Genomic DNA, 26004 nt, shown 5'->3' on the forward strand with positions numbered 1-26004 from the left:
TTAGGTGTCCCGTCACCTAAATTAATCTCCTAAACTCATCTGCGAAGCTAGCACTTGTTTTAATTGCTATTTTCAGAATCTGTTTTTTAGAAACTGTTTTTAGATTTTGGTTTTTAGATTCCTAAATGATCGTTTGCATCATCAAGACATTTACTATTTCTAAAGCAAATACCCAATATATTGCCATACGACCAAAGACTCATGAGTCATTTTAGTTGTTTCCTATATAATGCTTTCGTACACTATAAGAAACTTTACGCATTATTAATAATATTCAGGGGCTTGGAGATGAACGTGCATTTAAACGCTAGAATGGGTCATGCAAACCTATCCATCGATACTCAACTCTATACGATGGTTGAACAAGAAATTCTACCTGGTTTGAACCTGACCAGCGATCAGGTTTGGGAATCCCTAGCGACTTTGCTCAATGAGTTTCAAGTGCGCAACCAAAATCTGCTCAATAAGCGAGAGCAATTACAAACCTCCCTTAACCAATGGCACTTAGACCACCCTACCTCAGAGCCAGCGGCATACAAAGCCATGCTGCAAGACATTGGATACCTGTTACCCGAACCTGAGCAAGTGTCTGTGACTACAAGTAATGTTGATATAGAAATTAGCACCGTGGCTGGACCACAATTGGTAGTGCCCATTAATAATGCGCGCTACGCCCTCAATGCCGCCAATGCTCGCTGGGGTAGTTTGTACGATGCCCTTTATGGCACCGATGCCCTCACTAGCGAAACGGCCGCAAAAGGCTACGATTCAAAGCGCGGCAGCCAAGTCATTGCGTTTGCTAAGCAACTGCTTGACACGCACCTGCCCTTGCATGAAGCAAGCCACAGCCAAGTCACCCAATATACGGTCGATAATGGGCAGCTTCAATGTCAGCTTGATCATGGCCAAGTTACTCTACTTGCAGAACCCACTCAATTTGCGGGTTTTCAAGGTGATGCTAAGGCACCGAAGACCCTCTTACTAAAGCACAACAACCTGCATCTTGAATTGCACATCGACCGAGAGCATATTATTGGTGCTAGCGATCTGGCAGGCTTAAAAGACATCGTTATGGAAGCTGCTGTGTCTACAATTATGGATTGTGAAGACTCTGTAACCGCTGTTGATGCAGAAGATAAAGTGATCGTTTATCGCAATTGGCTTGGCCTCATGAAAGGCGACCTGTCGATAGACATGCAAAAGAACGGCGTCAGCATCACGCGTCAATTAAATAGCGATCGTCATTACCAAAGCGCCGATGGTAGTTCGTTTAGTTTGCATGGACGTAGTTTGTTATTTATCCGTAACGTAGGTCACTTGATGACCAATAACGCCATTTTAAATAGCCAAGGTGACGAAATACCAGAAGGCATAATGGATGGTTTCATCACCAGTCTGTGTGCTTTACATGACATTCGTGGCCCCTCAGCGAAAGGCAACAGCCGCACGGGCAGTATTTATATCGTTAAACCCAAAATGCATGGCCCTGAAGAAGTGACTTTCACTTGTGACCTATTTGGTCGCATAGAAGACTTACTTGATTTACCAAAAAACACTTTGAAAGTGGGCATTATGGATGAGGAACGCCGCACCAGCGTTAACCTCAAAGCGTGTATTGCACAAGCGAGTGAGCGTGTCGCCTTTATTAACACTGGCTTTCTTGATCGCACAGGCGATGAAATACACACATCCATGCAAGCAGGCGTTATGTTGCCCAAAGGCATCATGAAGCAACAAGCTTGGATTGCAGCTTATGAAGATAACAATGTTGAAACGGGCTTAGCTTGTGGCTTAAAAGGCCGTGCTCAAATCGGCAAAGGCATGTGGGCAAAACCAGACTGCATGGCGGAAATGATGGCGACTAAATTGGAACATCCAATGTCTGGCGCCAGCACAGCTTGGGTTCCCTCTCCAACAGCGGCGGTGTTGCATGCATTGCATTATCATCAGGTATTAGTTCAGGAACGTCAAAGCGAACTACTCAATTTGGCCACGTCTACCCAAGTCAAACAAGATGATTTGTTGGAAATACCGTTATTAGGCAGCCATAGCTTAAGCAAAAATGACATTGCGCGAGAATTAGACAATAACTGCCAAGGTTTATTGGGTTATGTGATTCGCTGGGTTGAAAGTGGCATTGGCTGTTCTAAAGTCGCTGATATTAACCAAGTGGGTTTAATGGAAGATCGCGCCACCTTGCGCATCTCCTCCCAGTCTTTAGCGAATTGGCTGGAACATGATTTTGTCACCAAAGACATGGTGATGGACAGCTTAAAGCGCATGGCAGCTCTAGTTGACGAGCAAAATGCAGGCGACCCAGATTATCGTAATATGGCCCCTGAATTTAACTCCAGCGTGGGCTTCCAAGCCGCCTGCGAGTTGGTGTTTGAAGGCACGTCACAGCCCAGTGGTTATACAGAACCAGTTCTGCATAGACGGCGTCAAGAAGCGAAGCGCGTTTACGCTTAATCAAAGCCTGCTTCGTCTTGATGTAAGACGCTAGCTTCTTTTACCCCTGCGGCCATCCAAGCCATCACCGCAGGGGTGGATAGCACGGTATCCATATAGGTCTGTGTTGTTGGATTAACGGTGACCTTATAGCCACGTAAACGCACGACCACAGGTGCAAAAAAAGCATCAGCAATAGAGAAGCCACCCAACAAATAACCTTGCGTTTGACCAACCTGATATGCTGCAGCAAGGCACTGAGTCCACAGGGCCTCCACTTGGTCAATATCGTTTCTGCAAGCCGGGGTAATGTCTAACCTGCGCTGAATGGCACGACAATTCATGGGCATCTCACTGCGTAAAGCAAAAAAACCACTGTGCATGCGTGCAACGGCATTACGGGCCATTATTTTGAGCTTAGGATCACTCGGCCACATCTGAGGATGGCTATCGGCTAGTGTCTCTAGGATGGACAAACTATCGGTAGCCGTCCCGTTTTGCGTCATTAACACAGGCACAGTGTTGGCGTTAGAATACTGTTTAATCTGCGCTGCGAAGACAGGTGTATCAAGTTCTAGCTTGATGGTTTCAAACGACACGCCAAAATGCGTCATCGCTACCCAAGGCCGCATCGACCAAGAGGAATAGTTTTGATTACCAATAACGAGCTGCATCGTTGTTCTCTAAAGGATTAATTAGACCTTAAGCTTAGACCATCAATACCTATTTTGCCTAATTTAAAGTCTACTTAATACCCAGTTTAACACCCAGCTCAGCGCCTCAATTGGTGCCTAGCTTATTACCTCAATTAATACCTAGCCAAGCGCCTCAATTAGTGCCTAACCTGATGACTCTATTAATGGCTCTATGAATGACTATCTTGAACGTCTCATCTTCTGCGATCGCGGTGAGGTATGCTTAGTCATTCCCTGCTTGCCTCTAGCAGCCTTAGGAGCAGACCGACTTGATTCAGCATGACTAGCTGCAGGCACTAAGCACTGAGGGCCCTTACCAATGAGATTTTTCATACCCATATCAACTAAAGCTTCACGGATCTGAGCCCAGTTTTTTGGGTCATGATAACGCAATATGGCTTTGTGTAAGCGGCGCTGGCGAATGCCCCTAGGGATACTGACACGCTCACTGTCACGGGTCACCTTTTTCAGCGGGTTGACCTCCGTATAATACATGGTCGTCGCATTACACATAGGCGATGGGTAGAAGTTCTGCACTTGATCTAAGCGGAACTTATTGGTTTTTAGCCACATGGCCATATTCACCATATCCACATCACGAGTGCCCGGGTGAGCACTAATAAAATAAGGAATCAAGTACTGCTCTTTGCCCGCTTCTTTAGAATACTTCTCAAACATGCGCTTAAATTTGTTATAGCTGCTCATGTTGGGTTTAAGCATGTGCCTTAATGGCTCACTTTCTGTGTGTTCAGGGGCAATTTTTAAATAGCCACCCACATGATGGGTCACGAGTTCTTTGACATATTCAGGGTCACGTATGGCTAAGTCATAGCGCAGACCTGAGGCAATAAGCACTTTTTTGATACCAGGCAGCGCACGGGCTCGGCGATACAAGTTAATCAGTGGCTTGTGGTCTGTGCCCATGTAGTCGCATATGGTCGGGTGCACACAAGAGGGTAAACGACAGGTTGCCTCTACTTTTGGATCTTTACAGTGTAAACGGTACATGTTGGCCGTTGGCCCACCAAGGTCTGACACTACACCTGTAAAACCAGGCACCTTATCGCGCATATCTTCCACTTCACGAATAATGGAGTCTTCTGAACGGTTCTGAATAATACGGCCTTCATGCTCAGTAATAGAACAGAAACTACAGCCTCCAAAACAGCCTCGCATAATGTTGACCGAGAACCGAATCATGTCATACGCTGGAATTTTCTCATCACCATACATGGGATGTGGCACGCGCGCGAAAGGCGCTGCAAATACATAATCCATTTCTTCGGTATCAAGGGGCATAGCAGGCGGATTAACCCACAAGGCTTTATTACCATGCTCTTGATACAAGGCCCTAGCACTGCCGGGGTTAGTTTCGTGATGCATCACTCGACTCGCGTGGGCATACATCACTGGGTCAGTCTTGACCACGTCGTAACTGGGTAACTTGGCATAAGTTTTAAACCAAGGCTGGCCCTTAACTGGTTCATAAGCCGCCATGGGCTTAATGGACAAGGTTTGTACTGCATCTTTGGCATCTACAAAATTGGGTGAGGCATCTTTACTTGCATCACAGCTACTCATTTTGGTGGTATCAATATAGGGATTGATGATGGCATCAATGGTGCCTGGGGCATCCAGTGTCGTGGAATCTTTGCCACGCCAGCCTGCGAGTGGCTGCTTTACCATAATGGCAGTACCGCGAATGTCTTGCATTTGCTCCAGCGTTTCGCCATTAGCCATACGGTGGGTCACTTCTACTAGAGGCCGTTCGGCATTGCCATAAATAAGCATGTCCGCTTTTGCATCAATCAACATAGAGCGGCGCACTTTTTCTGACCAATAATCATAGTGAGCAATGCGTCTAAGGCTCGCTTCAATGCCACCAATAATAACAGGCACGCCTTTAAAGGCTTCTTTGCAGCGCTGCGTGTAGTGTAAGGTGGCGCGATCTGGCCGCTTGCCACCGACATTACCTGGAGTGTAAGCATCATCATGGCGCAGACGCCGGTCAGCCGTGTAGCGGTTAATCATGGAGTCCATATTGCCCGCGGCAACACCGAAATAAAGATTGGGTTGACCTAATGCTTTAAAGGCTTCTGCACTGCTCCAATCGGGCTGCGCAATAATGCCTACCCTGAAGCCTTGAGACTCCAATAAACGACCTATAATGGCCATGCCAAAGCTAGGGTGATCCACATACGCGTCGCCAGTCACGACGATTACATCACAAGAGTCCCAGCCCAACAGGTCCATCTCTGCACGAGTCGTTGGCAAAAACGGCGCTGCCCCAAAACACTCAGCCCAATATTTAGGGTATTCAAAAATACGTTTTTCTGGTGCCAAGTACGAAGACATATCAGAAGCAGCATTGGAACTCGACATTGGCAGACCTTTTAGTCAATTATAACGCCCGCTCAATGCGGTGACGTATTATAGCACAGCCTTTATCATTGCGAGTAAACCAATGCCTCAGTCCCTTTATGATTGGGTTTTATTAGCACCTTAGGCGCACTCATAATCTATGGGCTAACAGGCTTGCGCCGCTGCTCGTAATGCCTCCGTAGAGGTGCTAAAATGCCGCCTCATCTAAGGAGCCTTCGTGACTAAACCCACCCCAGTAGCACCCGCCCCAGTTCCACAAATCAGTTTCGCTGATCAAGCCTACAACCCTCGGTTAAAAATAAACATTGCACAACAAGGCTTTGAACACGCCACAGTGGCCCAATGTCATGCCTTGCCGGCTGCCCTGGCGGGTCACGATCTGTTGATGAGCGCCGACACTGGCAGTGGTAAAACCCTCGCTTACGTCATCCCTGCCCTTAATCAAATACTCAATACCAAAGCCATTGGCTTTAGCACCCGCTGTTTAATCTTGGTACCAACTCGGGAACTCGCTCATCAGGTGCTCAGCCTGACCAACAAACTCATTAAGGGCACTAAACTGCAAGCGGCCTTAATCCTAGGCGGCGAAGATTACCACTATCAACAGGCTTTATTGCGCAAAAATCCAGACTTAGTGATTGCCACACCAGGTCGTTTTATGGAACATCAGCGTAAAAACCAAACTGACACAGAGCACTTAGAAATGCTCGTGGTTGACGAAGCCGACCGCATGTTAGAGCTGGGGTTTTGTGAAGACGTAGAAAGCATTGCAGCAGCCTGCAACGTCAACCGACAAACCTTGTTTTACTCCGCCACTTTGCACAGCCCAAAAGTACAAGACATGGCTCAGGTGTTGCTTAAAAACCCAGTCGACATTCGACTTAATGATGCCACCCAAGTGCAAGAGAACATTAAGCAAATGATTGTAGTTTGCGATGACATAGAACACAAAAAACGAGTGTTATCTTGGCTACTAGCCCATGAAACTGCAAAAAAACACCTGATTTTCTGTAACAGTCGTAAACTTAGCGAAGACTTAGCTAATTTTCTCCAGAGCCACAACATTAATGCCGTGGCCCTGCACGGGGATCTGCCACAAGACTTACGTAACGACATTACGCGTCAATTCCGCCAACATAGTTTTAACACCTTGGTAGCCACAGAAGTGGCGGCTCGAGGCTTAGACATTGACGGTGTTGAGCTAGTCATTAACTTTGATATGGCTAGAAACTTAGATGATTACCTGCATCGCACAGGCCGCACAGGCCGTGCGGGTGCGCAAGGCAAAGCCATTAACTTGGTTAATATTTCTGAACGTGGTTTATTGTTGAGCGTAGAAAAAGCCCAAGGTGAACCATTAGAACGAATGGTCATCAAGGGCCACGAAGCCAAAGAGCACCGCGACACAAAAAGCGCTGCCCAACAAACAACCAAAGCCAAGGCGAAAAAACCAACACCACTAAGTAAAAAAGAGGCGGCACAAGAACGCCAAGCCCAAACTAATGCTGCAAGCATTTGGGGTGATGGCACCATGCCCTTTGGCAAGAAGAAACCAAAAATTTAGGTATAGGTTGCGGCTTAATTTTCAGCATTTTAGAAGCCAAAGGACCCTTTTAAAGAACAGTCGCTTGCTAAGAATAGCTACTCGATAAGAATAGTCACTCACTAAAAAGTCGTGTTTTTATATCTCACTAAAATTCATTATCATTCCTTATAATTCATTAAAAGCTCTTAAAGTTAAATATAAACGCCTATCTTCGCATTAATCTAATCACGATACTCTTCAGGAATATACAAATCATCCAACAAAGGCTGCAACGCCTCACCGTAACGTTTCCATAAATCAACTGACTGATTGTGCATGGGTTGACGCACCTGAAAGGCACTAGCTGTTTTCACCTTACGCTTAGTTTTATAAAAGTCTAAGCAGGCATCTTGCCAGTCTAACCCACAGTATTCTATTAACTGACGACTCTCTGGCTCTTGATTCGAGGTTAATTGCTCATAAGACACTTCATAGAAACGCCCTGGTAAAACTTGGCGCCAATGAGCCATCAAATCTTCATATAAATTATGATAGTGGGCCAAATCTTTTAAATTATAAGCATAAGGGTGAGAGTTTTTACCACCAAAGTAAGCTTTATAAATGGATAAACAATTAGCCACGGGATGACGCTTACAATGAATAATTCGAGCATTAGGTAGCAACTTACTAATCATACCGATATTAAGGAAATTATGGGGCATTTTATCAGTGATGTGAACCCTACCCTCATCATAACGATTTAAGCCGTTTAAATAGGCTTGGCCAATATCCTTCCATTGGCTTTGATTCATTTTGGGGAAGAGTTTGTGGAAGGCTAGCAAACCACTTTTAACTTGCTTCGCTTGATCAGCCATGTAACTTAATTCACCAGCTCCTGTGACATCTGAATGACTGGAAATAATTTGTTCAACCAAGGTCGTACCTGAGCGAGGCATGCCCAATATAAAAATAGGCTTGGCCTCAGTTAAACCACTGTTAGCTGCGTGTGATAGAAAATCCGCATTATAGCTTGAAGTTAGTAACTTAAATAATTCGTGACTACCACTTTTCCTGTATTTATTCTCTTTACTTTTAATGTCATTGCCACGTTTATAGGCTTTAAATGCAGTCGTGTAATTCTTTTGACCATCATTGATCTTGGCCCAAGCAAAAGATACATGCTTAATGAAGTCTTCAGTCAAGTTAGGTTGCTCAAGTCCCTCTTGTACAATCTTTTGAACATCAATGCCGTCAGAGCTATCTAACTTAGTAATTTCAGCGAGATGCCGATAACAAGCTCCCAAGCTCGGATCTAATTCTATACTCTTTAGGTAGGCTTCTCTTGCCTCATCCATACGCCCTAATTGCTGTAATGTCGTACCCTTAAATTGATATAACCTAGCACTCGCGAAGTATTTAAGGCAGGTTTGATAAACTTCGAGCGCCTCTTCGTGACGTTCTAACTTAACCAAGGCATAGCCAAGGTTGCGGTAGGCTAATTCAAAGTCAGGCTTTAAGGCGATGGCATTCTGAAAGTGAGGGATAGCCGACTGATGATCTCCTAGTTCGTGTAAGGCACTGCCCAAATTATTATGCGCTTCATAATTATTTGGCGTCAGGGTGATAACCTGCTGAAATAATGGTTTAGCTTGCGCCACCGCCCCCAGGGAAACCCGCGTATTGGCTAATAGGAATAACGCTTCAGCATAATTAGGGTCTATTTTTACCGCCTTAGAAAAAGAAGACAGTGCCAGGTAGTGCTTGTGCTGGTCCAAGTAGGCCTTACCTAGATTGTAATGTGCTGGCGCATAACCATTTGCATACTTGGTGGCTTTTAATAAGTGTTTCTCCGCTAATTTAAATTTTTTGGTAGCCACATAGACCGCACCTAATAAATTGTGGGCATCAGATTGTTTATCATCAATGGCTAATATTTTTTGATAAAGCTGGGCTGCAGAGGCGAAATTGCCTCGCTGATGCAGAGCAATGGCCTGTTGCAAGGTTTGATTTACGTTTTGCATATCAAAATTAGTCCTATGTAAGTGACCGTTAATTTTACGCGAATTAGTTTTTAAAAGGCAAAAAAAAGACTCCCGAAGGAGCCTTTTTGACTAACAGGTTAGCTTCTAATTAAATTAGAATGCCACCGAGTAAGACACATGAGAGTACTCAGCAGCATCGGCACGGCCAACACCAGCACTTCCAGCTCGTGCGCCAACACGACCAATCGTTAGGTCAGCATTGCCGTAGTCTAGAGAGATAGACGCGTCAGTAGTACCATCGTCTTGCTTAGCTACAGTAGCAGTCATGTCGCCAGCTGAGTAAGTCGCTACCATAGTAGTCGTCTTGCCCTTATCAACTTCAGATGAAACGCTGAACGAGTCAGTTAATGCGTAAGTCAAGTTCAACTGGTAGTCACCCGATGGAGCATTGTCAGCTTGTGCAACAATAGTCAAGGCATCAGCAGTCAAAGTGTAAGTCGCAGATACAAGTGCATCTGGGCTTACCGCAGTGTCTTTAAGGTTTACCTTGCCTACAGAAACCACTAAGTCGCCCATTGTGTAGGATGCGCCTACAGCAGTTTGACCTTCATGGAGACCATCATGGTTAGCAGTTGATGCATCATCAGCAGCAGCAGAAGCATATGCATAACCAAGAACTAGGCCATTCATCGCGTAAGAAGCACTCATTTGAGTACTCTTAGTTTGTGCTGTTCCACCGCCCGTTGGGCCAGTGTTAGCATTAACCTGGGCAGCAACCGAAAGGCCTGCTACCGTACCTGCGTAGTGGATACCATACACAGACGAAGCTGTAGAGCTAGTGCTTTCAGTAGTGTTAGATACTGCACCACCAACATCACCGGCTTGGAACGCGCCGTCAGCATCGATTGAACCAACAGTTAGTGTACCGAAGTCACCGGCTAAAGTTGCAGTACCTGAGTTTTCAGTGTCATCATCAGTGTCAGCAGTAATAGAGAAACCGGCAGTTGCGGTCATGCCATTAGCCAAAACTTCAGAAGAAGCTACAGATAAACGAGAGTCAGTGTCGACTGCACCAGTGTTCTTGTACTTAGTATTCAAGCTACCAGAAATGGTAACGTCGGCTACAGCAGCTACAGGTAGTGTAGCGGCGATCGCAAGAGCGATTAGAGTCTTATTCATTGAAATTCCCCTTCAATAATATTTATAAAATTTAACTAGCTAGTTAAACAATTGCTTTACCTGACTGACTGATCTTTATTACAATGATCGGTTTGATTCGGTAAAGCAATCCACTTAATTGTTCATTAAAACAAACAATTAAGAAAATGAACCTGTCGGTGAATTATTTTCTTAATTGTTCGCTGCGCAAATAAATACTAATATTTATCTAAGCGAATCAAATTTAACACCACACATGGGGTTTAACAAGGTGAATAGTGTTAATTTATGTAATAAATATAAATTAATATGATTTTTGTATTCTTTTGTTTATATTATCAAATTAAGTATCACTAATGCCGTTTATTTGTAATAAAAATGATTACTTTTATTACTAAACGGTAAATTAGCTTGAATCACTATACGGGCAAGATATGCACTATCAACAGAATTGTGGGGCAGAGAAAGCACTCAATTGCAGAAGCATAGCCAGCCCTCAGACCATTCATTTTGTCAGTACCATTTATTTGACTGCTCTTAGCCTTAAGTCCTGCTCTAGCAGTGTCAGCAGCAGAATTGACCTGAACAGCAACTGTTAGGCCTGTAACAGAACCTGAGTAAGCAACACTAAAAACAGTAGCCGCTTTAGAATCGCTGCTGTAAGCATTGTCAGAGGCAACATCAACTACGCCACCAGCTTGAAAGGTGCCATCAGAATCGCTTTCACCCACAGTTAATGTAACAAAGTCACCAGACAAAGTTGCTATATCCTGTTTTTCAGTGTCAGCTAAAATGGCAAAAGAAGCCGTTGCAGTCATGCCATTGGCCAATACTTCAGAAGAAGCGATGGATAGCCGAGAGTAAGTGTCGATAGCACCAGTGTTCTTGTACTTAGAAGTCAATCTTCCAAAAATGGTGACGTCTGCTTGAGCAGCCACTGGCATTGCAGCAGCGATCGCAAGCGCGATTAGAGTTTTTTTCATTGAAATTCCCCTTCAAATAAAAAATAGATTTAACTAGCAAAGGAGAGTAAGAATTCAGCAGTAAAGATGCACTTTATCTTTCCTGATTATTTTGCCATACCACGTGACCCGCAAGCCAATACAAGCACTCACATAGGAATAGATGGTAATGCAAAATATGATAAAAATAAATAGAGTATTGAAATATAATGTCATTTTTATTATTTAATATTAAAGTATTTAATATAATATCGCTTTTAAATTATATTTATTGTTTTATATGCTTATTTTTTGTGGGTGATTTATCCAACGCATGCCACCAAGTGCCAACCATTAATGCTAAGGGTTGATCGCCTGCCACTGTTTTTGTAGGCGTTTGGCCGAAATGGGTTTTTGTGTACCTAACTGCTGGGCAAATAACGACACTCGATATTCTTCTATGGACCAGACAAACTCATTCAAGGCTTGGTGCTCTGGGGTATAAGGTAAACACTGAGATTGGGCAGTGTCTATTTTTTTCTGCCAGTCTCGAAGTTCTTGTACAGCTACATTTTCTTTTGCGATCTGACTTTTGAATCGTTGCAGTCGGGCCTCGATGGCTTTTAAATAACGCGGCACATGGGTCAGTTGCTGCCATTCTTTTTGCGCCAAGAATTGTTTGTGCATCAAGCGGTCAAGTTGCCCCCCTATGTCCTGATAGACATTAGCCCAAGCTAGGTTTAATTGCCCTTTCAAGGTTTTTCTAATGGCATGATGGCGTTGTAATAACTCTACACTTAGTGTGAGCACCTGCTCCACCGCCTCAGCATAATGCCCACGCTGCTCTAAAGATGCATTAAACGCTTCAGAGTTAGTAGGCCATGCATCGACGTTTAAACTAGCAGGTAAAAACACGAGTAGGATCGCTTGATCAAATACTTGTTGTCGTAACTCTTGCGCTGTACCCAAAGCCCCATACAACAACTCTGCTTGTCTGAAGCCTGGCAATGAGCGGGCAAGATGTTTAGTTTGGTCATTGACAGCAAAAGAGTAAAGGCGCACTAATCCCCCACGGGTCGTCACTGATGCTTCTTCTATTGAATCAGTAAATACAATGTCTACGGCTTTACCTTGGTCTTTAATCGCAGGCCAAACTGGCAACTTCATGCCCCCCTCGCCTAGGGTCATGGTTTTTGGCAAGGCTGAAAAGTCCCACTGTGTAAGTCCCTGCTTTAACAGAGGGTGGGCAACGCTGGGGGCATGACTAACTGCGCCGACAGTAGCGTATGACCCTAACAATTTTAATGGATCTCGCCCTTGGGCTATGCATTGGCCTGTTTCATCAATCACTTGCAGGTTCATTAAAAAATGCGTCTCAAGCTCAACCTGCTGTAGCAGTTTGACATCAAACGGACGTCCACTCATGCGTTGTAAATGTTTTGCCATAGCCTCAGATAAGTCCACCTCATCTACTGATAAAGCCTCAAATAGGGCTTGAGCATATTCAGGTACAGGCACAAAGGCTTTGCGTTGCGTTTTGGGTAGGCCCTTGAGTAAAGCGGCCAGCTTATTTTTTAATAAGCCAGGCACCAGCCACTGCAAGCGTTTAAGGGGCAAGCGCTTAAGCTGGCTCGAAGGCACTTGAATGGTGACGCCATCTTGCTCGTGATTGGGTTCAAAGTGATAGCTTAAAGGCCAACTCATGCCATGCCACATTAAATGATCAGGAAAACTCTTGTCATTAATGCCTTCAGCATCATGTTGCATGAGGTCTTCTTGGCGCAGAAATAAATACTCAGGTTGAGATTTTTCTTGCTGCTTGCGCCAAGATTCAAAACTTGCAGCACTAACAATAGGCGTTTTAATATCGGCCATTTTGCCATGGTAAAAGTCAAACAACACTTGTTCGTCAACAAGAATATCACGCCGTCTCGACTTAGCTTCAAGGGCTTCAATCTCTTCCACCAAGCTTTGATTATGGGCCAAAAACTGACCTTTAGTGAGCAAGTTATTGTGCACCAAACCTTCCATGATCATGAGTTGTTGGCAAACTTCTGGATCTATTTTCCCATAGGCCACTTTGCGTTGACTGGCCAATACCAAACCATATAAGCTCACTTGCTCAAACGCCATCACTTGGCCTTGGCGCTTATGCCAGGCGGGCTCACTATAGTTATACTTGAGCAAGGCACCTGCACCTTGCTCTACCCATTGCGGCTCTATTTTTGCAACGCAGCGGGCAAATAAGCGTGAGGTTTCTACTAATTCTGCCGCCATAATCCAAGCTGGTGGTTTTTTGGCTAAAGCAGAACCTGGAAACAACAAGAACTTACGCTGTCTGGGCCCCGCAAATTGGCCATCTTCGTCTTTATGACCAATATGCCCCAGCAAGCCCGTTAATAAAGCCCTGTGCACGGCTTCGTAACTGGCTAGTGTGGTATTAGTTTTAAAACCCATCTGCTGACACATGAGTAATAGTTGTCTGTGCACCTCACGCCACTCACGCATGCGCAGGTAAGACAAAAAATGCTTACTGCACCATTGACGTAATTGATTTTGAGTTAATTGCTGGCGCTCGTGCTCGTAGCCTTGCCACAAGTTCACCAGACTTAAAAAGTCTGAATCTTTTTCACGCCACAACTGGTGTTGCTGATCTGCCGCTTGTTGCTTATCTTGCGGCCTTTCCCGAGGATCCTGAATGGTGAGGGCACTGGCGATTAGTAGCACTTCGTTTAACGCTTGCCAATCATTCGCTGCCACCACCATGCGCCCAATGCGAGGGTCTACAGGCAAACGTGCTAACTGCTTGCCAAGCGGTGTAAGATGACGCCCTTCATCTAAAGCGCCTAATTCTTGTAATAATTTCACACCATCGTTCACAAAGCGGCTATCTGGTGCATCAATGAAGGGGAACTCTTCCACAGGACCCAACTTTAAGTCATGCATTTGCAGGATTACTGAGGCTAGATTCGTGCGCAAAATTTCTGCATCAGTAAACTCTGGCCGCCCAATAAAGTCGGCTTCATCATACAAGCGAATACAAATACCTGCTGAGACTCGACCACATCGCCCCTTGCGTTGATTGGCACTGGCTTGTGAAATGGCTTCTATAGGTAAACGTTGTACTTTAGAACGGTAGCTGTAGCGGCTCATTCGAGCTGTACCTGGGTCTATGACATAACGAATGCCTGGCACAGTGACAGAGGTTTCTGCCACATTGGTGGCTAAGACAATGCGCCTGCCTGCACTTTTACCAGACGGCTGGAATACCTTTTGTTGGTCACTAAAACTTAAACGACCGTATAAAGGTAAGATCTGCCAGTGCTTTTGCTCTTGTTTACGCAAGAAAGAGGCGAGGTCTCGGATATCTCGCTCACCCGGAAGGAAAATAAGCACGTCACCATTATGCTGTTTGGCTTGACGCTCATGCTGTTCTATTTCTTCTAGAGTCTGTTGAATTGCACTTTGCAGGTCTTGATCTTGATCTACTTTAGAGGCAAATAAAGGGCGGTACCAAACATCAACAGGAAATGTGCGTCCACTGACTTCGACGACTGGGGCATGATTAAAGTGTTTGCTAAAACGCTCTAGATCAATGGTAGCTGAAGTAATAATGAGTTTTAAGTCAGACCGACGACCCAATAATTGCTTTAAATAACCCAATAAAAAATCAATATTTAAGCTACGTTCATGGGCCTCATCAACAATAATGGTGTCATAACGCAATAAGTCTGGGTCTTGCCGAGTTTCTGCCAATAAAATGCCATCGGTCATTAACTTAATATGACTAATAGCGCTCACTTGTTCTGTGAAACGCACCTGAAAGCCTACTTGTTGCCCTAAGGGCACTTTGAGCTCATCTGCAATGCGCTGCCCTACCGTTCTAGCCGCTAAACGACGAGGCTGTGTGTGGCCGATCATGCCACCCACCCCGCGCCCTGCTTCTAAACAAATCTTGGGCAACTGAGTGGTTTTCCCCGAACCCGTCTCGCCAGCTAACACCACCACCTGATGTTCACGGATTAACTGCACTAACTTTTCACGCTGTCCACTAACGGGCAATTCAGGGGGATAGTCTAACGTGGGTAAAGCTTTTTGACGCTGTTCGTAGAGGGTTTGGCTTGTTAGGGCTTTGGTTGCTAACTGTTGGACTAATTTATCACTGGGCTGACCACGCTTTTGACGCTGGGCAATACGTTGAGACAAGTTTTTGAGTTCAGCTTGGTCTTTGACCATGCAGTTAGAGAAGACAGAAGACATATAAAAAAGAGATGATTTTAAAGCAGCTAGTTTAGCACACTATGGAACGAGTTTATTACCACTTTACTGCACGTTATATACTTATAATCTGTGCCACTACAAACACTTGGTGTAGTTTACATACATTAATAATGGGCTTAATTCCAGGGTACATAGACCTAAACTGGGTTAGTGGTGCAATAAGCTCCCAAGCCATTAATTGGTGCTCAGACCTGCTTCATACCCAAAAGCAAGAGTCTATCTACGGCATTAGCTGTGTCTGTTTATGTGTTTATCACGATGCCTAGTGGGCCGCTGTGGGGCCTAAAGGCGCGATAGTATCGCCTTCACCGCCCTTGAGAAGGTTGGATTAAAAAAGTGGCAGCAACTTGATTTGTTGCGGGGCGCTTGGTTGCGCCACGGGAGGCATGTGCCTCAATCTATGCATTTGGTTTTGTGAACTTTATTAACCTGCCAGATGGGCCATCTTCCAAAACCCAAATCGCGCCATCTTGGCCCATTTCAACTTCTCTTACTCTTTGAGACCAACTGAATCGTTCAGCTTCAAAAGGCTTTTCATTATTAAAAACTATTCGAACCAGCGCTTTGCTTTTCAATCCTCCAATAAAAGCATTTCCATTCCATTCGGTAAATTCATCCCCTTCATAAAAAATTAATCCTGATGGAGCTAACGTAGGTACCCAATAAAGTTTTGGTGCCATGAATTCTGGTCTTGTTTTATGAATGGGAATTTCTGCTCCACTATAATGATTGCCTTCCGACACTATTGGCCAACCATAATTTTCACCCGCCACAATTAAATTAAATTCATCGCCATGCTTCGGACCCATTTCGTGCGCCCATAGTTCACCATTTTTGGCAAATGCGATTCCAAGGGCATTCCTGTGACCCATCGACCAAAAGGTTTTTGCAAGGTCGCCTTTATCTTGAAATGGGTTGTCTCTAGGTATGGTGCCATCGTCATTTAGGCGGATAATTTTTCCTAATGCCGTGTCCCATTTTTGTGCGGGGGTTTGTTCTTGCCGATCACCAGAGGTAATGAAAACCTTGCCAACGTGTTGTGTTCCATCAACACCAAATGCAATTCTGTGAGAAAAATGTCCTTTGCCCAATCGAGCGGGTGTTTGTTTCCAAATGGTTTCAATGTTTTTCAGATGTGGTTGATCTGATCTTCCCAATGTGGCTCTTAATACGGACGCATATCGTGTCTTTCCTGCATTGTCTGAATTGATGTACGAAATATAAACTAATTTATTTTGTGCATAATTTGGATGCACAACGACATCACCTAAACCGCCTTGGCCACCTGCAAAAACTTTTGGAACTCCAGAGACTAAAGACTGTTCACCACTGGTATTTACGAGCCAAAGTTTTCCAGCTTTTGTAGTGACCAGTAGATTTTCACTGTCAATAAAAGACATTGCCCAAGGACTGTCGAATTCAGAAACAACTTTCCCTTCCAATTTGCTACCTGCACTTCCAGTAACAACATTATTTGCCCAAGCATTTGAAGCTAAGTTTATTAACAATATTAGAATAACCGTACGCATTTAATACCTATCCCATACATCGATCTTCTCCCACACAACGCATGAAGCATTATCCATCATGTACTTTCCAAAGTCTGATCCATTAATTTTATAGTATCCGACCAGGCGATCATATATCTTTGCTCCCGTAAGCTCGCAAACTGCCTTCAAACCAGTGAACTGTTTTGCCACCACAGTCGCATAGTTGCCCTTTTGGGTGCCTTGGAATCGTCACTATGGCAATGGTATGGCTAAGAGCCTGTTAAAGTAACAGCGAATTATTCCCTTAATGCCCGGCGTAAAATCTTACCCACATTAGTTTTGGGTAAATCATCTCTAAACTCCACTTCCTTGGGTACTTTATAAGCGGTTAAATGTTCTCGGCAATGGCTGATGACATCGTCTGCGGTTAAATTAAGGTCAGACTTAACCACAAACAGCTTCACGGTTTCACCACTTACTGGGTTAGGAATACCAACGGCAGCACACTCTAAAATACCTGAGTGTTGACTTGCGATATCATCTATTTCGTTGGGGTACACATTGAAACCAGACACGTTAATCATATCCTTTATGCGATCAACAAGCCGAATAAAACCATCTTCAGCTAATATAGCCACGTCGCCCGTCTTAAACCACCCATCAGCATCCATCACCTCAGCTGTCGCTTCAGGTCGCTGCCAGTAGCCTGCCATCACTTGCGGCCCTTTAACACAAAGCTCCCCTTCTTGATCAAAACCTAGGTCAATGCCGTCCTCACTAATCACCTTGACTTGAGTACCCGTGACCACTTTCCCAATAGTGCCAATACGAATATCGCGATAGGGATTAAAGGAAACGGCTGGAGAGGTTTCGGTGAGTCCATAGGCTTCTTGTATTTGACACCCTGTGACCTTTTGCCAAGTGGATGCTGCTGCTTCAGTTAGGGCCATACCACCAGAAATCGTGTGTTTTAAGTGGCTAAAATCCAGTGCTTTGAATTCTTTATTGTTGCACAGGGCGACAAATAGAGTATTGAGTCCCGCAAAGGAAGAAAACTTATGTTTACTTAACTCCTTCACAAAGCCTGGAATATCTCGGGGGTTAGGAATAAGTACCATTTCATGGCCCATATCTGACATCACCAAACTCACGGTAAATGCATAGATATGATAGAGCGGCAATGGCGCAATCATCACTTCTCGGTCACCGTCTAAAATATCCACAATGAGTTCGCGCACTTGCATCATGTTGGCAACTAAGTTTTTATGCAATAACTGGGCACCCTTAGAAACGCCAGTAGTGCCGCCAGTGTATTGCAACACTGCGGTGTCATCTAAGGTTAAAGGCACAGCAACAGGGGCTTTTTTGGCACCTAATGCCAAGGTTTCACGAAAACTTAAAGCCTGAGGCAAAGCATAGGCGGGCACCATTTTCTTGACCCGCTTCACCACTGTATTAATTAACAAACGCTTAGCAAAGGGATGCATGTCAGCCAATTCAGTAACGATGACATGTTTGATACCAGTTTTAGGCACCACTTGTTCAGCTAGGCTGGCCATGTTGGCTAAAATCAATAGGGCTTTGGCACCAGAATCATTAAACTGGTGCTCCATTTCTCTCACGGTATACAAAGGATTAGTATTCACCACCACCATACCCGCGCGCATGGCACCAAAAACGGCAATAGGGAATTGCAGTACATTGGGCAATTGGATAGCAATGCGGTCGCCAACTATTAAATCGGTATGATTTTGTAAATAAGAGGCGAAGTTAGCCGTTAGGCGCTCCATCTCAGTAAATGACAGGGTTTGCCCCATGCAACTAAAAGCAGGCTTTTGGGCATACTTATCGCAGGCTTCTAGAAACACATCAGTAACAGAATGATATTCGCCAAGGTCTACACCAGAAATTTGAGTCATAATAAAACCTTTAATTATTGTTATTAATAATGTAATTGACACCTATGCTAATCAAACATTTGTTTGAAAACCAGTAAAACTTTTAAGCGAGTAATGGCATCATTCAAGTCAAGGCACCATATCAGCTTAATGCAATGCCTTTATGCAGCACCAGCATGTCACCAGGCTGAAGGGTATGCCAAGTTTCGTTATCTGTTAAAGGCTCTGTTGCTACCACCGACACAATGTCGTTGGGCGTTGTCTCTTTACCAAAATCTACGTTCACATCAGCATCACTTAAGCAGGCATTACCAAAAGGCGCCCTGCGGGTAATCCAACTGAGTTTGGTTGAGCAGAAACAATAAAGATGATCACCGTCTGACAAGAGCATATTAAATACTCCCAAGGTCTTCAAAAACTGACACCGCTGCTGCAAAAAGTAGCGCACCACCAACGCATCCGAGGGGGGTTTAGGAAAAGCCATGCGCAGTTCACCTAACAACCAACAAAACACATGCTCGCTATCTGTATCCCCCACGGGCAAGTAGTGGTTCAAAGCTAAGCTAGATGTATCCTTAAGTTGCCCGTTATGAGCAAAAGTCCAGTGCTGACCCCACATCTCTCTTTGGAATGGATGTGTGTTCTCTAAACAAGTACGACCCACATTGGCCTGACGAATGTGGCTAATAACGATGTGTGACTTCATGGCATGGCGTTGCACTAAGCGGGCCACTTCTGAATTAGCACTGGGTTGGGGGTCGTGAAAAGAGCGACAACCTTTGCCCACGTAAAAACTAATGCCCCAGCCATCACGATGGGGGCCACTGCCGCCACCACGCTGCATGAGCCCAGTAAAACTAAAACAAATATCAGTAGGCACATTAGCACTCATGCCTAAAAGTTCACACATAGGATTGGCTCCAGCCTAACTTAGGGTTCAGATTAAACCCCATTATCTTGGAAGTCACCCCTTTTGCTCAAGTGTTATTTTGAGTTTGGCACCGATTAGACCTCAATGGGTTCCAATAACACGCTGGTCAGTTCGAGTTGAGAATAATCATCATGGCCTTGTGCTGCTATTTCATCACGATGGCCTAAAAAGCTGCCCCCAGGTTCGATCACCATTTGCTGGCAATGCACCTTACCTGACACCAAACCACCTGGAAAAATGGCTAAGTCTTGAAACCACATTTCACCTTTAAAGCGACCTGCAATTTGAACTAATTGACCTTTAACACAGCCATTTACTTGACCTTTAGCACCCACGGACATGGTGTCTTGGGCGCAGATACTACCCTCCATAGCGCCATCCACCTGCAGTTGACCAGATACGTCAATATCGCCAATAAATCAGTTACCTGTTGCAATAATCGTTACTGCTGTAGTTGGGTAGTCTTGAGTTGAGTGGGTTTGATTAAAGATTGCCATTGAACCTGCTTAACTTGTTGAAAAAGGCCATCAAAATTGGATAAGTTCCAATTAATAGATGGCCAAGGGTTTTTTTGTTTTGTTAAAAATTGTATTTCGTAATGCAGATGCGGCGCATTAGATAACCCAGTACTGCCGGACAGACCAATAACCTGCCCTTTATAAATAAACTCAGCACGGTGCGCTAAACGTTTTTGTAAATGAGCTTAACGACTCGAAAAACCATAGCTATGGGTTAACGTAATCACATTGCCAAAGCCTAGGGATTTTATGCTTCTAGCCACCACACCATTGGCTGTGGCTAATATTGGAGCACCTTATACACACCGAATATCAATACCTTTATGCATTTTTTTGTACCTGTAATGGGATGTAAACGCTTACCATAGGAGGAAGTAATTGCCGTTTTTTTGGCCACAGGCCACGAATTTGGAATGGGGGCCAGCAATGTGAGTCGATTCTGCGCCGTTTGTATTATTTGAGGAGCCAAGGTTAAATCAAACTCATGATCCACCTGAGCACCCAAGAGACTCTGCAACTGGCGCAAGCTCTGCTCCATGACTAAAATTTCTTGGTTTTGTTGATGCAGTTGCTGACTCATCTTAAACTGAGATTGAGTTTGTCTAAGTAATTCTTGATTAATCTCAGAGTGAGATTCCACGAGTCCATTTAAGCGTTGTTTTAAGGCTTGAATGGTGGCGTTATCGTGTTTAGTTTTACTTTCCAAATATTCTAAAGGCGCTGCTGCTGCTGGTATAATATTAAGAAAATGCTGAAAATTAACCATAGTTGTTGCTGTATGTTTAGAAGCAGGCAACAGATTCACAACACTGGTTTGTAGTTTGTTGATTTGGTCTTTAGATTTAATGTCAGACTGTCGAAAGCTTTCAGCTTGTTGCAGCACATCGTGATGAGCCTTGACTAACCACACAAGCGCACCCTCACCCACCACTATGTTCATAAGCGTGAGAGTAATAATTGTAAGGCCAATTTTTTGGTGAGTTCGTGTTAAATAAAATTGGGTGGAACCCAAATAATTAGTCACCATGACTAACAGACTGCGCCACAAATAAAGACTCCGTATAAGGAGGGGTCAACTGCAACCCCGTTATTAACCTTATATAGTCTAGGCGTTATTTTGAATTTAACTGAATGATTTAGGCCTACGGCGTAAAATAATCACTAATACCAACAAAATAAAGCCAGCACCAAGCCCTATAATCCAGCGCCAATCTGTAGATGACAAGGTTTCCTCAGTCACTTGGCTGTTGCTAGTGTCAACATTCTCATTAGCTGTGACATCAGCCTTAGGTTGGGTTGACACCGTTTTTTCTGGGCTCATGACCTTGGCTTTTATTTTTTTAACCAAACTAGCAATCTGACTTGCCGCCGTTTCAGCTTGGTTCGCAGTTTCTACTGGCTTGGCGCTTGAGTCTTCTTCCATAAGGGACTGCAGTGCAGGTGAAGCCGTTTCATTGCTAACTGATATCGCTTCAACTTGGGATGTCTGATTAGCCACTTCATCTGTTTCCAACACCCCAGCAGAGTCTGCTTCATTACTGACTAAAGGCACCAGTGGATGAACTCTAAGACTGCGGTTAATGGTGCGCATGAGTTGGCCATTAGCCACTGATATAGTCAGGTTATACATGCCCGGTTCATTGAGCACCGGCAATTGCATACGGGTTTTAGCATCTGCGACAAAGGCTTGTTGCTGGCTAAACACTTGCGCATTCCCATCGCTCATATTGACCTTAAGCTCAAAGCCTTGCAGTTGCTCAGCAGACAATAACTCACCGCGTTCGTTGGCTAACTGCACATCAATATAACTGCGCTGGCCTACCTTGATATTTTGATGACTTTGTTGCAACAATATCTGCAATTTGCCAACGACATTGACACGTTTTAAAGTGGCCGTATCACTAATTAAAGCCCAAGTACCCGGTGTGGGTTGTTGCACCCTAATCACATCGTGGGTTAATGACGATTGCCATTGTTGATTAATGCGGGTTTGTTGACGACCAAAGACTCGCTGCTTTCCATCTTTAAGTTTAACATTGTCATCACCATTTTTTTCGATGACCACAGTCATGGACTCAACACCTTGTTGCACCACAAAAGACTGTTCAGTCACTTGCACAGGCACTTGTTGGGTAATGACCGTATTATCCAGAGCCCTTAAGAATATTTCTAACAGCTGGTCAGCATTCACTGCCACCTCAAACAACCCATCAGTGGCTTGGGCCATTGCACCTAAGGTGGCCTTATCCGCTTTATGGGATAAGCCCACCGTGTGCACTCGAGCACCCACGTTAATGTATTGTTGCAGAATAGGGCCCAGCAGGGCCGTGCGGGCACGTTTATTCTTCGCCACATCCTTACTCACGTCAACCATACCGTCCGTTAACAATATGACATGCAACTGCCTACCTTGGACTTGATCTTGGGTATTAAATGACGCCGCGTTAAGAGCGGCTCCAATGTCCGTAAATTGGCCATTAGAGGAAATATTTTGAGTGGCAGCAGAGGCCTGCTTTTGCCATTGGGCATTCACCACACCATGAGGAACAATGACTTTAGGGTCATCAGCAAACTGCCAAATACCGGCCTTGCTGCCGGCTGGCAATAATTGCGTTAATACCTGCAAGGCTGGAATGCGTAATTTATTGGGGTCGGTGTCTTTCATGCTGCCAGACACATCAATCAACACCCGAATATCCATTTCATTAGATAAGGGTTGGCTCATGGTTGGTTGTGTATAAGCAATAAAGACTACTAAAAGCGACGCACTTAGACTGCGTATAGCATGAAATTTAAACATTGATTCCAAACCCAATTGTTATAGTTATGCCAAACACCTTAACACAAAATAAAGATACTGCACCAAGGCACTGTATCTAACATTATTCTCCTAAGTGTTGGATTTCGATGATGTGTTCACCCCAGCGACTTTCTGACACTTTAGCCTCTGAAACCGCCCACTTACGTACTGTCATACCGGCTTTGACAGTAGATCTGGGGTCACCTGTGACCAAGGGGTGCCAATCTGGTAAATCCTTGCCAGCTGACACACGCCTGTAACCACAGGTTTCAGGCAACCAGTTGAACTCAGCCACTGTATCAGGCGTGACCAAGGTACAGTCTGAAACTTTATCTTGGCGCGTTTCATAAACGCTGCACTTGCAGGACTTAAGATCTAAGTAACGACAAGCCACACTGGTGTGGTACATCAAAGGCGTGTCATCATCAATTAATTTTTGCAAACAACAGCGGCCACAGCCGTCACATAAAGACTCCCATTGCTCACTGGTCATCTCTTTGGGTGCGGTTGTTTTCCAAAATCCTGTTTGTGTCGACTCTTTCATAAGCTCCAGTTTATCCCTATAAGAGGGTAAAAGTTAGTAGGTTGGGTTAACCGGTGTTCTGTAAAGATCTAACATGTACTCTTCACGCACGGGGGGCATTTGTAAATAATAGCCTTGTGCATCAATATTTGACAAGATGTCTTCTGCCTTGGCTTTCGCGAATTTTTTATCAGCTGTTAGTAACATATCCATGCGGTGCTCAGGTTTACCAAACATTTTAAGCAAGGCCTCTGGCACTAGGCTTAGAGCTTTAGTTTTATCCACATAAAGATACATTTCGTCTTTCTTTTTGCTGCGATAAATAGAGCAAATAATACGTTTTTGAGTCATTAATGTGTCTCTTGGATGAGTTTATATTCCCTGGCAATTGGCTCGGCAAGAAACTCTTCTCTCCAACCTTCCCAGTTACTTGGTAAGCTAAATGGCTGCTCATTACGCAAGCCTTCGAACAGCTCAAGCAGTTCTTTTTTGCGGCCCATTAATTGTACTTGAAGTACGGCATGTTCAGCTTGATCTGTAACCACTTTATGCAGGCGTTTATAGTCTTTGTTTTCATTTTTAGACAAGGGCTGAGGCACGCCTGGCAGAACTTCAGAGGAGGCCTGCAGAATAGACAACCATTGTTGACCATAGCGCCTTAAACTGCTGGGGCGCACGTCAGGGCATTGGCCTAAGGCATTGAGATCGGTGGGATTGGTGCGTGCCATCTCAATCAAACTGGTGTCCTTGACCACAAAATTCTTTGGCCTGTTTTCACTCCGAGCCACCTCTTCTCGCCACGCGGCTAAGCCACGCAAACGGCCAACCGACTTGCCTTGCAAGCGCCAAGCATTTTTCATTTGGATATAGACCAGTTCTGGAGCTATGGGTGGCTTGGGTTGAGATAAACGTTGCATGTCTTGCTCATACCATTGCCACACACCTTTATCTTTTAGGCGCTGGGCTAACAAATCATAACACTGCATAAGGTGGGCTACGTCCATCGCTGCATAATGGCATTGGGAATCTCTTAACGGACGCTGCAACCAATCTGAACGTGTCTCGCCTTTGTCGACAGTTTCCCCTAGTAGGTCTAACACCAAACTTTGATAACCTGGCGACAAGCCCATGTCTACAAACGCGGCAGCAATTTGCGTATCGGCTATGGGTGTGGGGCGTAACGCTAGCCAATGCTGAAATAATTCTAAATCTTCACTGCAGGCATGCATCACTTTAAGGGTGCCAGGGTCTGTTAACAGAGCTTGTAATGGCTGCCACTGGTCAATAGTGATTGGGTCTATTAAAAAGGTTTCACCCGCAGCGGCTATTTGAACTAATCCGGGAATAGGATAAAAGGTGTCTACCCTCACAAACTCTGTATCTACGGCAATGGCAGGGGCTTGAATAAGTGTTTCACAAGCCTGTTGCAGGCCTGCATTGGTATCAATGTATTGGTAATCAGATGACATAATTAGGTGTAACTCTTACGGCCGGCAAAGGCGTGAGCCAAAGTGCCGCCATCAACATACTCTAGTTCTCCACCAATGGGGACTCCATGGGCTATGCGGGTCACATTAATGGTTTGGAGGCTTGGCTGTTGACTTATTAATTGGTGAATGAAATGGGCAGTAGCGTCGCCCTCGATGGTAGGGTTAGTGGCAATAATAACTTCTGTGATCTGTTCATCACTCAGGCGTGAAATTAAAACGTCTAAGCCCAGTTCATTAGGGCCAATACCGTCCATGGGGGAAAGATGCCCCATGAGCACAAAATATAAACCCTTAAACCCAGCCCCTTGTTCAATAGCCAACACATCTGCAGGTGTCTCAACAATACACAAAGTAGACATGTGCCGCTCTGGCTGGCTGCACAGACGGCATATCGGTAACTCACTGTGGGTTCTGCATTGTTCGCAGCGCCCTACTTTATCAAGGGCAAGGTTTAAGCTTTGGGCAAGTACTGCCCCACCTTCACGATTACGCTCTAAAATATGCAACGCCATGCGTTGAGCTGATTTACGGCCAACGCCTGGCAAGCATCGTAAAGACTCAATAAGATCATCAATGAGTGGGCTAAAGGACATGTATGGTGAACCTATAATTAACTTAAAACGGCATTTTAAAACCCGCCGGCATACCCATGCCAGCGGTCATATCAGACATATTATTCTGGCTGGCCTGCTCTACTTTACGCACCGCGTCATTCACGGCTGCCGCCAATAAATCTTCGAGCATTTCTTTGTCTTCAGACAAAAGTGAATCATCTAAATGAACACGTTTTACATCATGACGTCCAGTCATTACTACTTGCACTAGACCTGCTCCAGCCGCGCCAGTAAATTCAGCTTTAGCCATGTCTTCTTGTGCTTGTTGCATTTGTTCCTGCATTTTTTGGGCTTGTTTCATGATATTGCCCATGCCACCTTTTAACAT

19 protein-coding genes and 1 pseudogene are annotated in these 26004 nt (G+C 44.7%); 2 read left to right on the forward strand and 18 right to left on the reverse strand.

Translation table 11 applies throughout. The annotated features are described in order from the left end of the window. Nucleotides 1–312 precede the first annotated feature (312 nt). Nucleotides 313–2469: a malate synthase G gene (locus ABXT59_RS07690; RefSeq protein WP_443638578.1), complete on the forward strand. Its 2157-nt coding sequence runs from the start codon at nt 313–315 to the stop codon at nt 2467–2469. On the opposite strand, the gene ABXT59_RS07695 is transcribed toward ABXT59_RS07690, so the two are convergent. Next, on the reverse strand, nt 2466–3122 hold the full coding sequence (locus ABXT59_RS07695; protein ID WP_443635299.1) for a glutathione S-transferase family protein: 657 nt from the start codon (nt 3120–3122) through the stop codon (nt 2466–2468). The two genes, ABXT59_RS07690 and ABXT59_RS07695, sit on opposite strands and share 4 nt — an antisense overlap. Nucleotides 3123–3323: 201 nt before the next feature. Continuing rightward, nucleotides 3324–5525: a YgiQ family radical SAM protein gene (locus tag ABXT59_RS07700; RefSeq protein ID WP_443635300.1), complete on the reverse strand. Its 2202-nt coding sequence runs from the start codon at nt 5523–5525 to the stop codon at nt 3324–3326. A 217-nt stretch (nt 5526–5742) separates the two neighbouring features. Here ABXT59_RS07700 and ABXT59_RS07705 point away from each other — a divergent pair, with 217 nt between their 5' ends. Continuing rightward, nucleotides 5743–7089 (forward strand): DEAD/DEAH box helicase, encoded by a 1347-nt coding sequence (locus ABXT59_RS07705; protein WP_443635302.1) that lies wholly within the window; start codon nt 5743–5745, stop codon nt 7087–7089. 203 nt (nt 7090–7292) lie between these two features. Here ABXT59_RS07705 and ABXT59_RS07710 read toward each other — a convergent pair whose 3' ends face one another. The 16 genes and pseudogenes from ABXT59_RS07710 to ABXT59_RS07785 all read right to left on the reverse strand — a co-directional run bounded on the left by ABXT59_RS07710 (nt 7293) and on the right by ABXT59_RS07785 (nt 26004). Beyond that, a complete protein-coding gene (locus tag ABXT59_RS07710) occupies nt 7293–9071 on the reverse strand; it encodes a sulfotransferase (protein WP_443635304.1) in 1779 nt (592 codons plus the stop codon). A 114-nt stretch (nt 9072–9185) separates the two neighbouring features. Next, nucleotides 9186–10211: a porin gene (locus tag ABXT59_RS07715; RefSeq protein ID WP_443635305.1), complete on the reverse strand. Its 1026-nt coding sequence runs from the start codon at nt 10209–10211 to the stop codon at nt 9186–9188. A gap of 398 nt (nt 10212–10609) precedes the next feature. Continuing rightward, a complete protein-coding gene (locus tag ABXT59_RS07720) occupies nt 10610–11173 on the reverse strand; it encodes a hypothetical protein (protein ID WP_443635306.1) in 564 nt (187 codons plus the stop codon). 318 nt (nt 11174–11491) lie between these two features. Next, nucleotides 11492–15391 carry an ATP-dependent RNA helicase HrpA gene (gene hrpA, locus ABXT59_RS07725; protein WP_443635308.1) on the reverse strand — a complete coding sequence of 1300 codons (3900 nt, stop codon included), beginning with the start codon at nt 15389–15391 and terminating at the stop codon, nt 11492–11494. Between the two features lie 419 nt (nt 15392–15810). After that, the gene (locus ABXT59_RS07730; RefSeq protein WP_443635309.1) at nt 15811–16941 is read right to left on the reverse strand and encodes a PQQ-dependent sugar dehydrogenase; all 1131 of its coding nucleotides are present in this window, start codon (nt 16939–16941) and stop codon (nt 15811–15813) included. 257 nt (nt 16942–17198) lie between these two features. Continuing rightward, nucleotides 17199–18821 carry an AMP-binding protein gene (locus tag ABXT59_RS07735; RefSeq protein ID WP_443635311.1) on the reverse strand — a complete coding sequence of 541 codons (1623 nt, stop codon included), beginning with the start codon at nt 18819–18821 and terminating at the stop codon, nt 17199–17201. 121 nt (nt 18822–18942) lie between these two features. Then, entirely contained in the window at nt 18943–19710 is a 768-nt protein-coding gene (locus tag ABXT59_RS07740) for a class II glutamine amidotransferase (RefSeq protein WP_443635313.1), read from the reverse strand. Between the two features lie 95 nt (nt 19711–19805). Beyond that, a complete protein-coding gene (locus ABXT59_RS07745; protein WP_443638580.1) occupies nt 19806–20147 on the reverse strand; it encodes a bactofilin family protein in 342 nt (113 codons plus the stop codon). 26 nt (nt 20148–20173) lie between these two features. After that, nucleotides 20174–20422 (reverse strand): annotated as a pseudogene (locus ABXT59_RS07750) (M23 family metallopeptidase); the annotation flags it as partial. A 107-nt stretch (nt 20423–20529) separates the two neighbouring features. Next, nucleotides 20530–21297, reverse strand: a complete 768-nt coding sequence (locus ABXT59_RS07755; RefSeq protein ID WP_443635314.1) for a hypothetical protein — start codon at nt 21295–21297, stop codon at nt 20530–20532. Between the two features lie 75 nt (nt 21298–21372). Continuing rightward, nucleotides 21373–23049: a VWA domain-containing protein gene (locus ABXT59_RS07760; RefSeq protein ID WP_443635315.1), complete on the reverse strand. Its 1677-nt coding sequence runs from the start codon at nt 23047–23049 to the stop codon at nt 21373–21375. Nucleotides 23050–23131: 82 nt separating this feature from the next. Next, nucleotides 23132–23593 carry a YcgN family cysteine cluster protein gene (locus ABXT59_RS07765; RefSeq protein ID WP_443635316.1) on the reverse strand — a complete coding sequence of 154 codons (462 nt, stop codon included), beginning with the start codon at nt 23591–23593 and terminating at the stop codon, nt 23132–23134. A gap of 33 nt (nt 23594–23626) precedes the next feature. Further along, complete coding sequence (locus tag ABXT59_RS07770; RefSeq protein WP_443635318.1) at nt 23627–23923, reverse strand: YcgL domain-containing protein; 297 nt, start codon at nt 23921–23923, stop codon at nt 23627–23629. Further along, on the reverse strand, nt 23923–25041 hold the full coding sequence (gene rnd, locus ABXT59_RS07775) for a ribonuclease D (protein WP_443635319.1): 1119 nt from the start codon (nt 25039–25041) through the stop codon (nt 23923–23925). Before rnd ends, ABXT59_RS07770 begins: the two co-directional genes overlap by 1 nt. Before the next feature lie 2 nt (nt 25042–25043). Beyond that, a complete protein-coding gene (recR, locus tag ABXT59_RS07780; protein ID WP_443635320.1) occupies nt 25044–25655 on the reverse strand; it encodes a recombination mediator RecR in 612 nt (203 codons plus the stop codon). Nucleotides 25656–25677: 22 nt separating this feature from the next. Beyond that, nucleotides 25678–26004 (reverse strand): YbaB/EbfC family nucleoid-associated protein, encoded by a 327-nt coding sequence (locus ABXT59_RS07785; protein WP_443635321.1) that lies wholly within the window; start codon nt 26002–26004, stop codon nt 25678–25680.

The sequence above is a fragment of the Candidatus Njordibacter sp. Uisw_058 genome, assembly GCF_047730065.1.
Classification (GTDB): domain Bacteria; phylum Pseudomonadota; class Gammaproteobacteria; order Pseudomonadales; family Balneatricaceae; genus Njordibacter.

Bases quoted from the DNA above. Each gene is read 5' to 3' on its own strand.
- recR (WP_443635320.1), bottom strand. From the start codon at position 25,655: ATGTCCTTTAGCCCACTCATTGATGATCTTATTGAGTCTTTACGATGC.
- ABXT59_RS07770 (WP_443635318.1), bottom strand. From the start codon at position 23,923: ATGACTCAAAAACGTATTATTTGCTCTATTTATCGCAGCAAAAAGAAA.
- ABXT59_RS07715 (WP_443635305.1), bottom strand. From the start codon at position 10,211: ATGAATAAGACTCTAATCGCTCTTGCGATCGCCGCTACACTACCTGTA.
- ABXT59_RS07730 (WP_443635309.1), bottom strand. From the start codon at position 16,941: ATGCGTACGGTTATTCTAATATTGTTAATAAACTTAGCTTCAAATGCT.
- ABXT59_RS07700 (WP_443635300.1), bottom strand. From the start codon at position 5,525: ATGTCGAGTTCCAATGCTGCTTCTGATATGTCTTCGTACTTGGCACCA.
- ABXT59_RS07710 (WP_443635304.1), bottom strand. From the start codon at position 9,071: ATGCAAAACGTAAATCAAACCTTGCAACAGGCCATTGCTCTGCATCAG.
- ABXT59_RS07760 (WP_443635315.1), bottom strand. From the start codon at position 23,049: ATGTTTAAATTTCATGCTATACGCAGTCTAAGTGCGTCGCTTTTAGTA.
- ABXT59_RS07785 (WP_443635321.1), bottom strand. From the start codon at position 26,004: ATGTTAAAAGGTGGCATGGGCAATATCATGAAACAAGCCCAAAAAATG.
- ABXT59_RS07765 (WP_443635316.1), bottom strand. From the start codon at position 23,593: ATGAAAGAGTCGACACAAACAGGATTTTGGAAAACAACCGCACCCAAA.
- hrpA (WP_443635308.1), bottom strand. From the start codon at position 15,391: ATGTCTTCTGTCTTCTCTAACTGCATGGTCAAAGACCAAGCTGAACTC.
- ABXT59_RS07695 (WP_443635299.1), bottom strand. From the start codon at position 3,122: ATGCAGCTCGTTATTGGTAATCAAAACTATTCCTCTTGGTCGATGCGG.
- ABXT59_RS07735 (WP_443635311.1), bottom strand. From the start codon at position 18,821: ATGACTCAAATTTCTGGTGTAGACCTTGGCGAATATCATTCTGTTACT.
- ABXT59_RS07740 (WP_443635313.1), bottom strand. From the start codon at position 19,710: ATGTGTGAACTTTTAGGCATGAGTGCTAATGTGCCTACTGATATTTGT.
- ABXT59_RS07720 (WP_443635306.1), bottom strand. From the start codon at position 11,173: ATGAAAAAAACTCTAATCGCGCTTGCGATCGCTGCTGCAATGCCAGTG.
- rnd (WP_443635319.1), bottom strand. From the start codon at position 25,041: ATGTCATCTGATTACCAATACATTGATACCAATGCAGGCCTGCAACAG.
- ABXT59_RS07690 (WP_443638578.1), top strand. From the start codon at position 313: ATGGGTCATGCAAACCTATCCATCGATACTCAACTCTATACGATGGTT.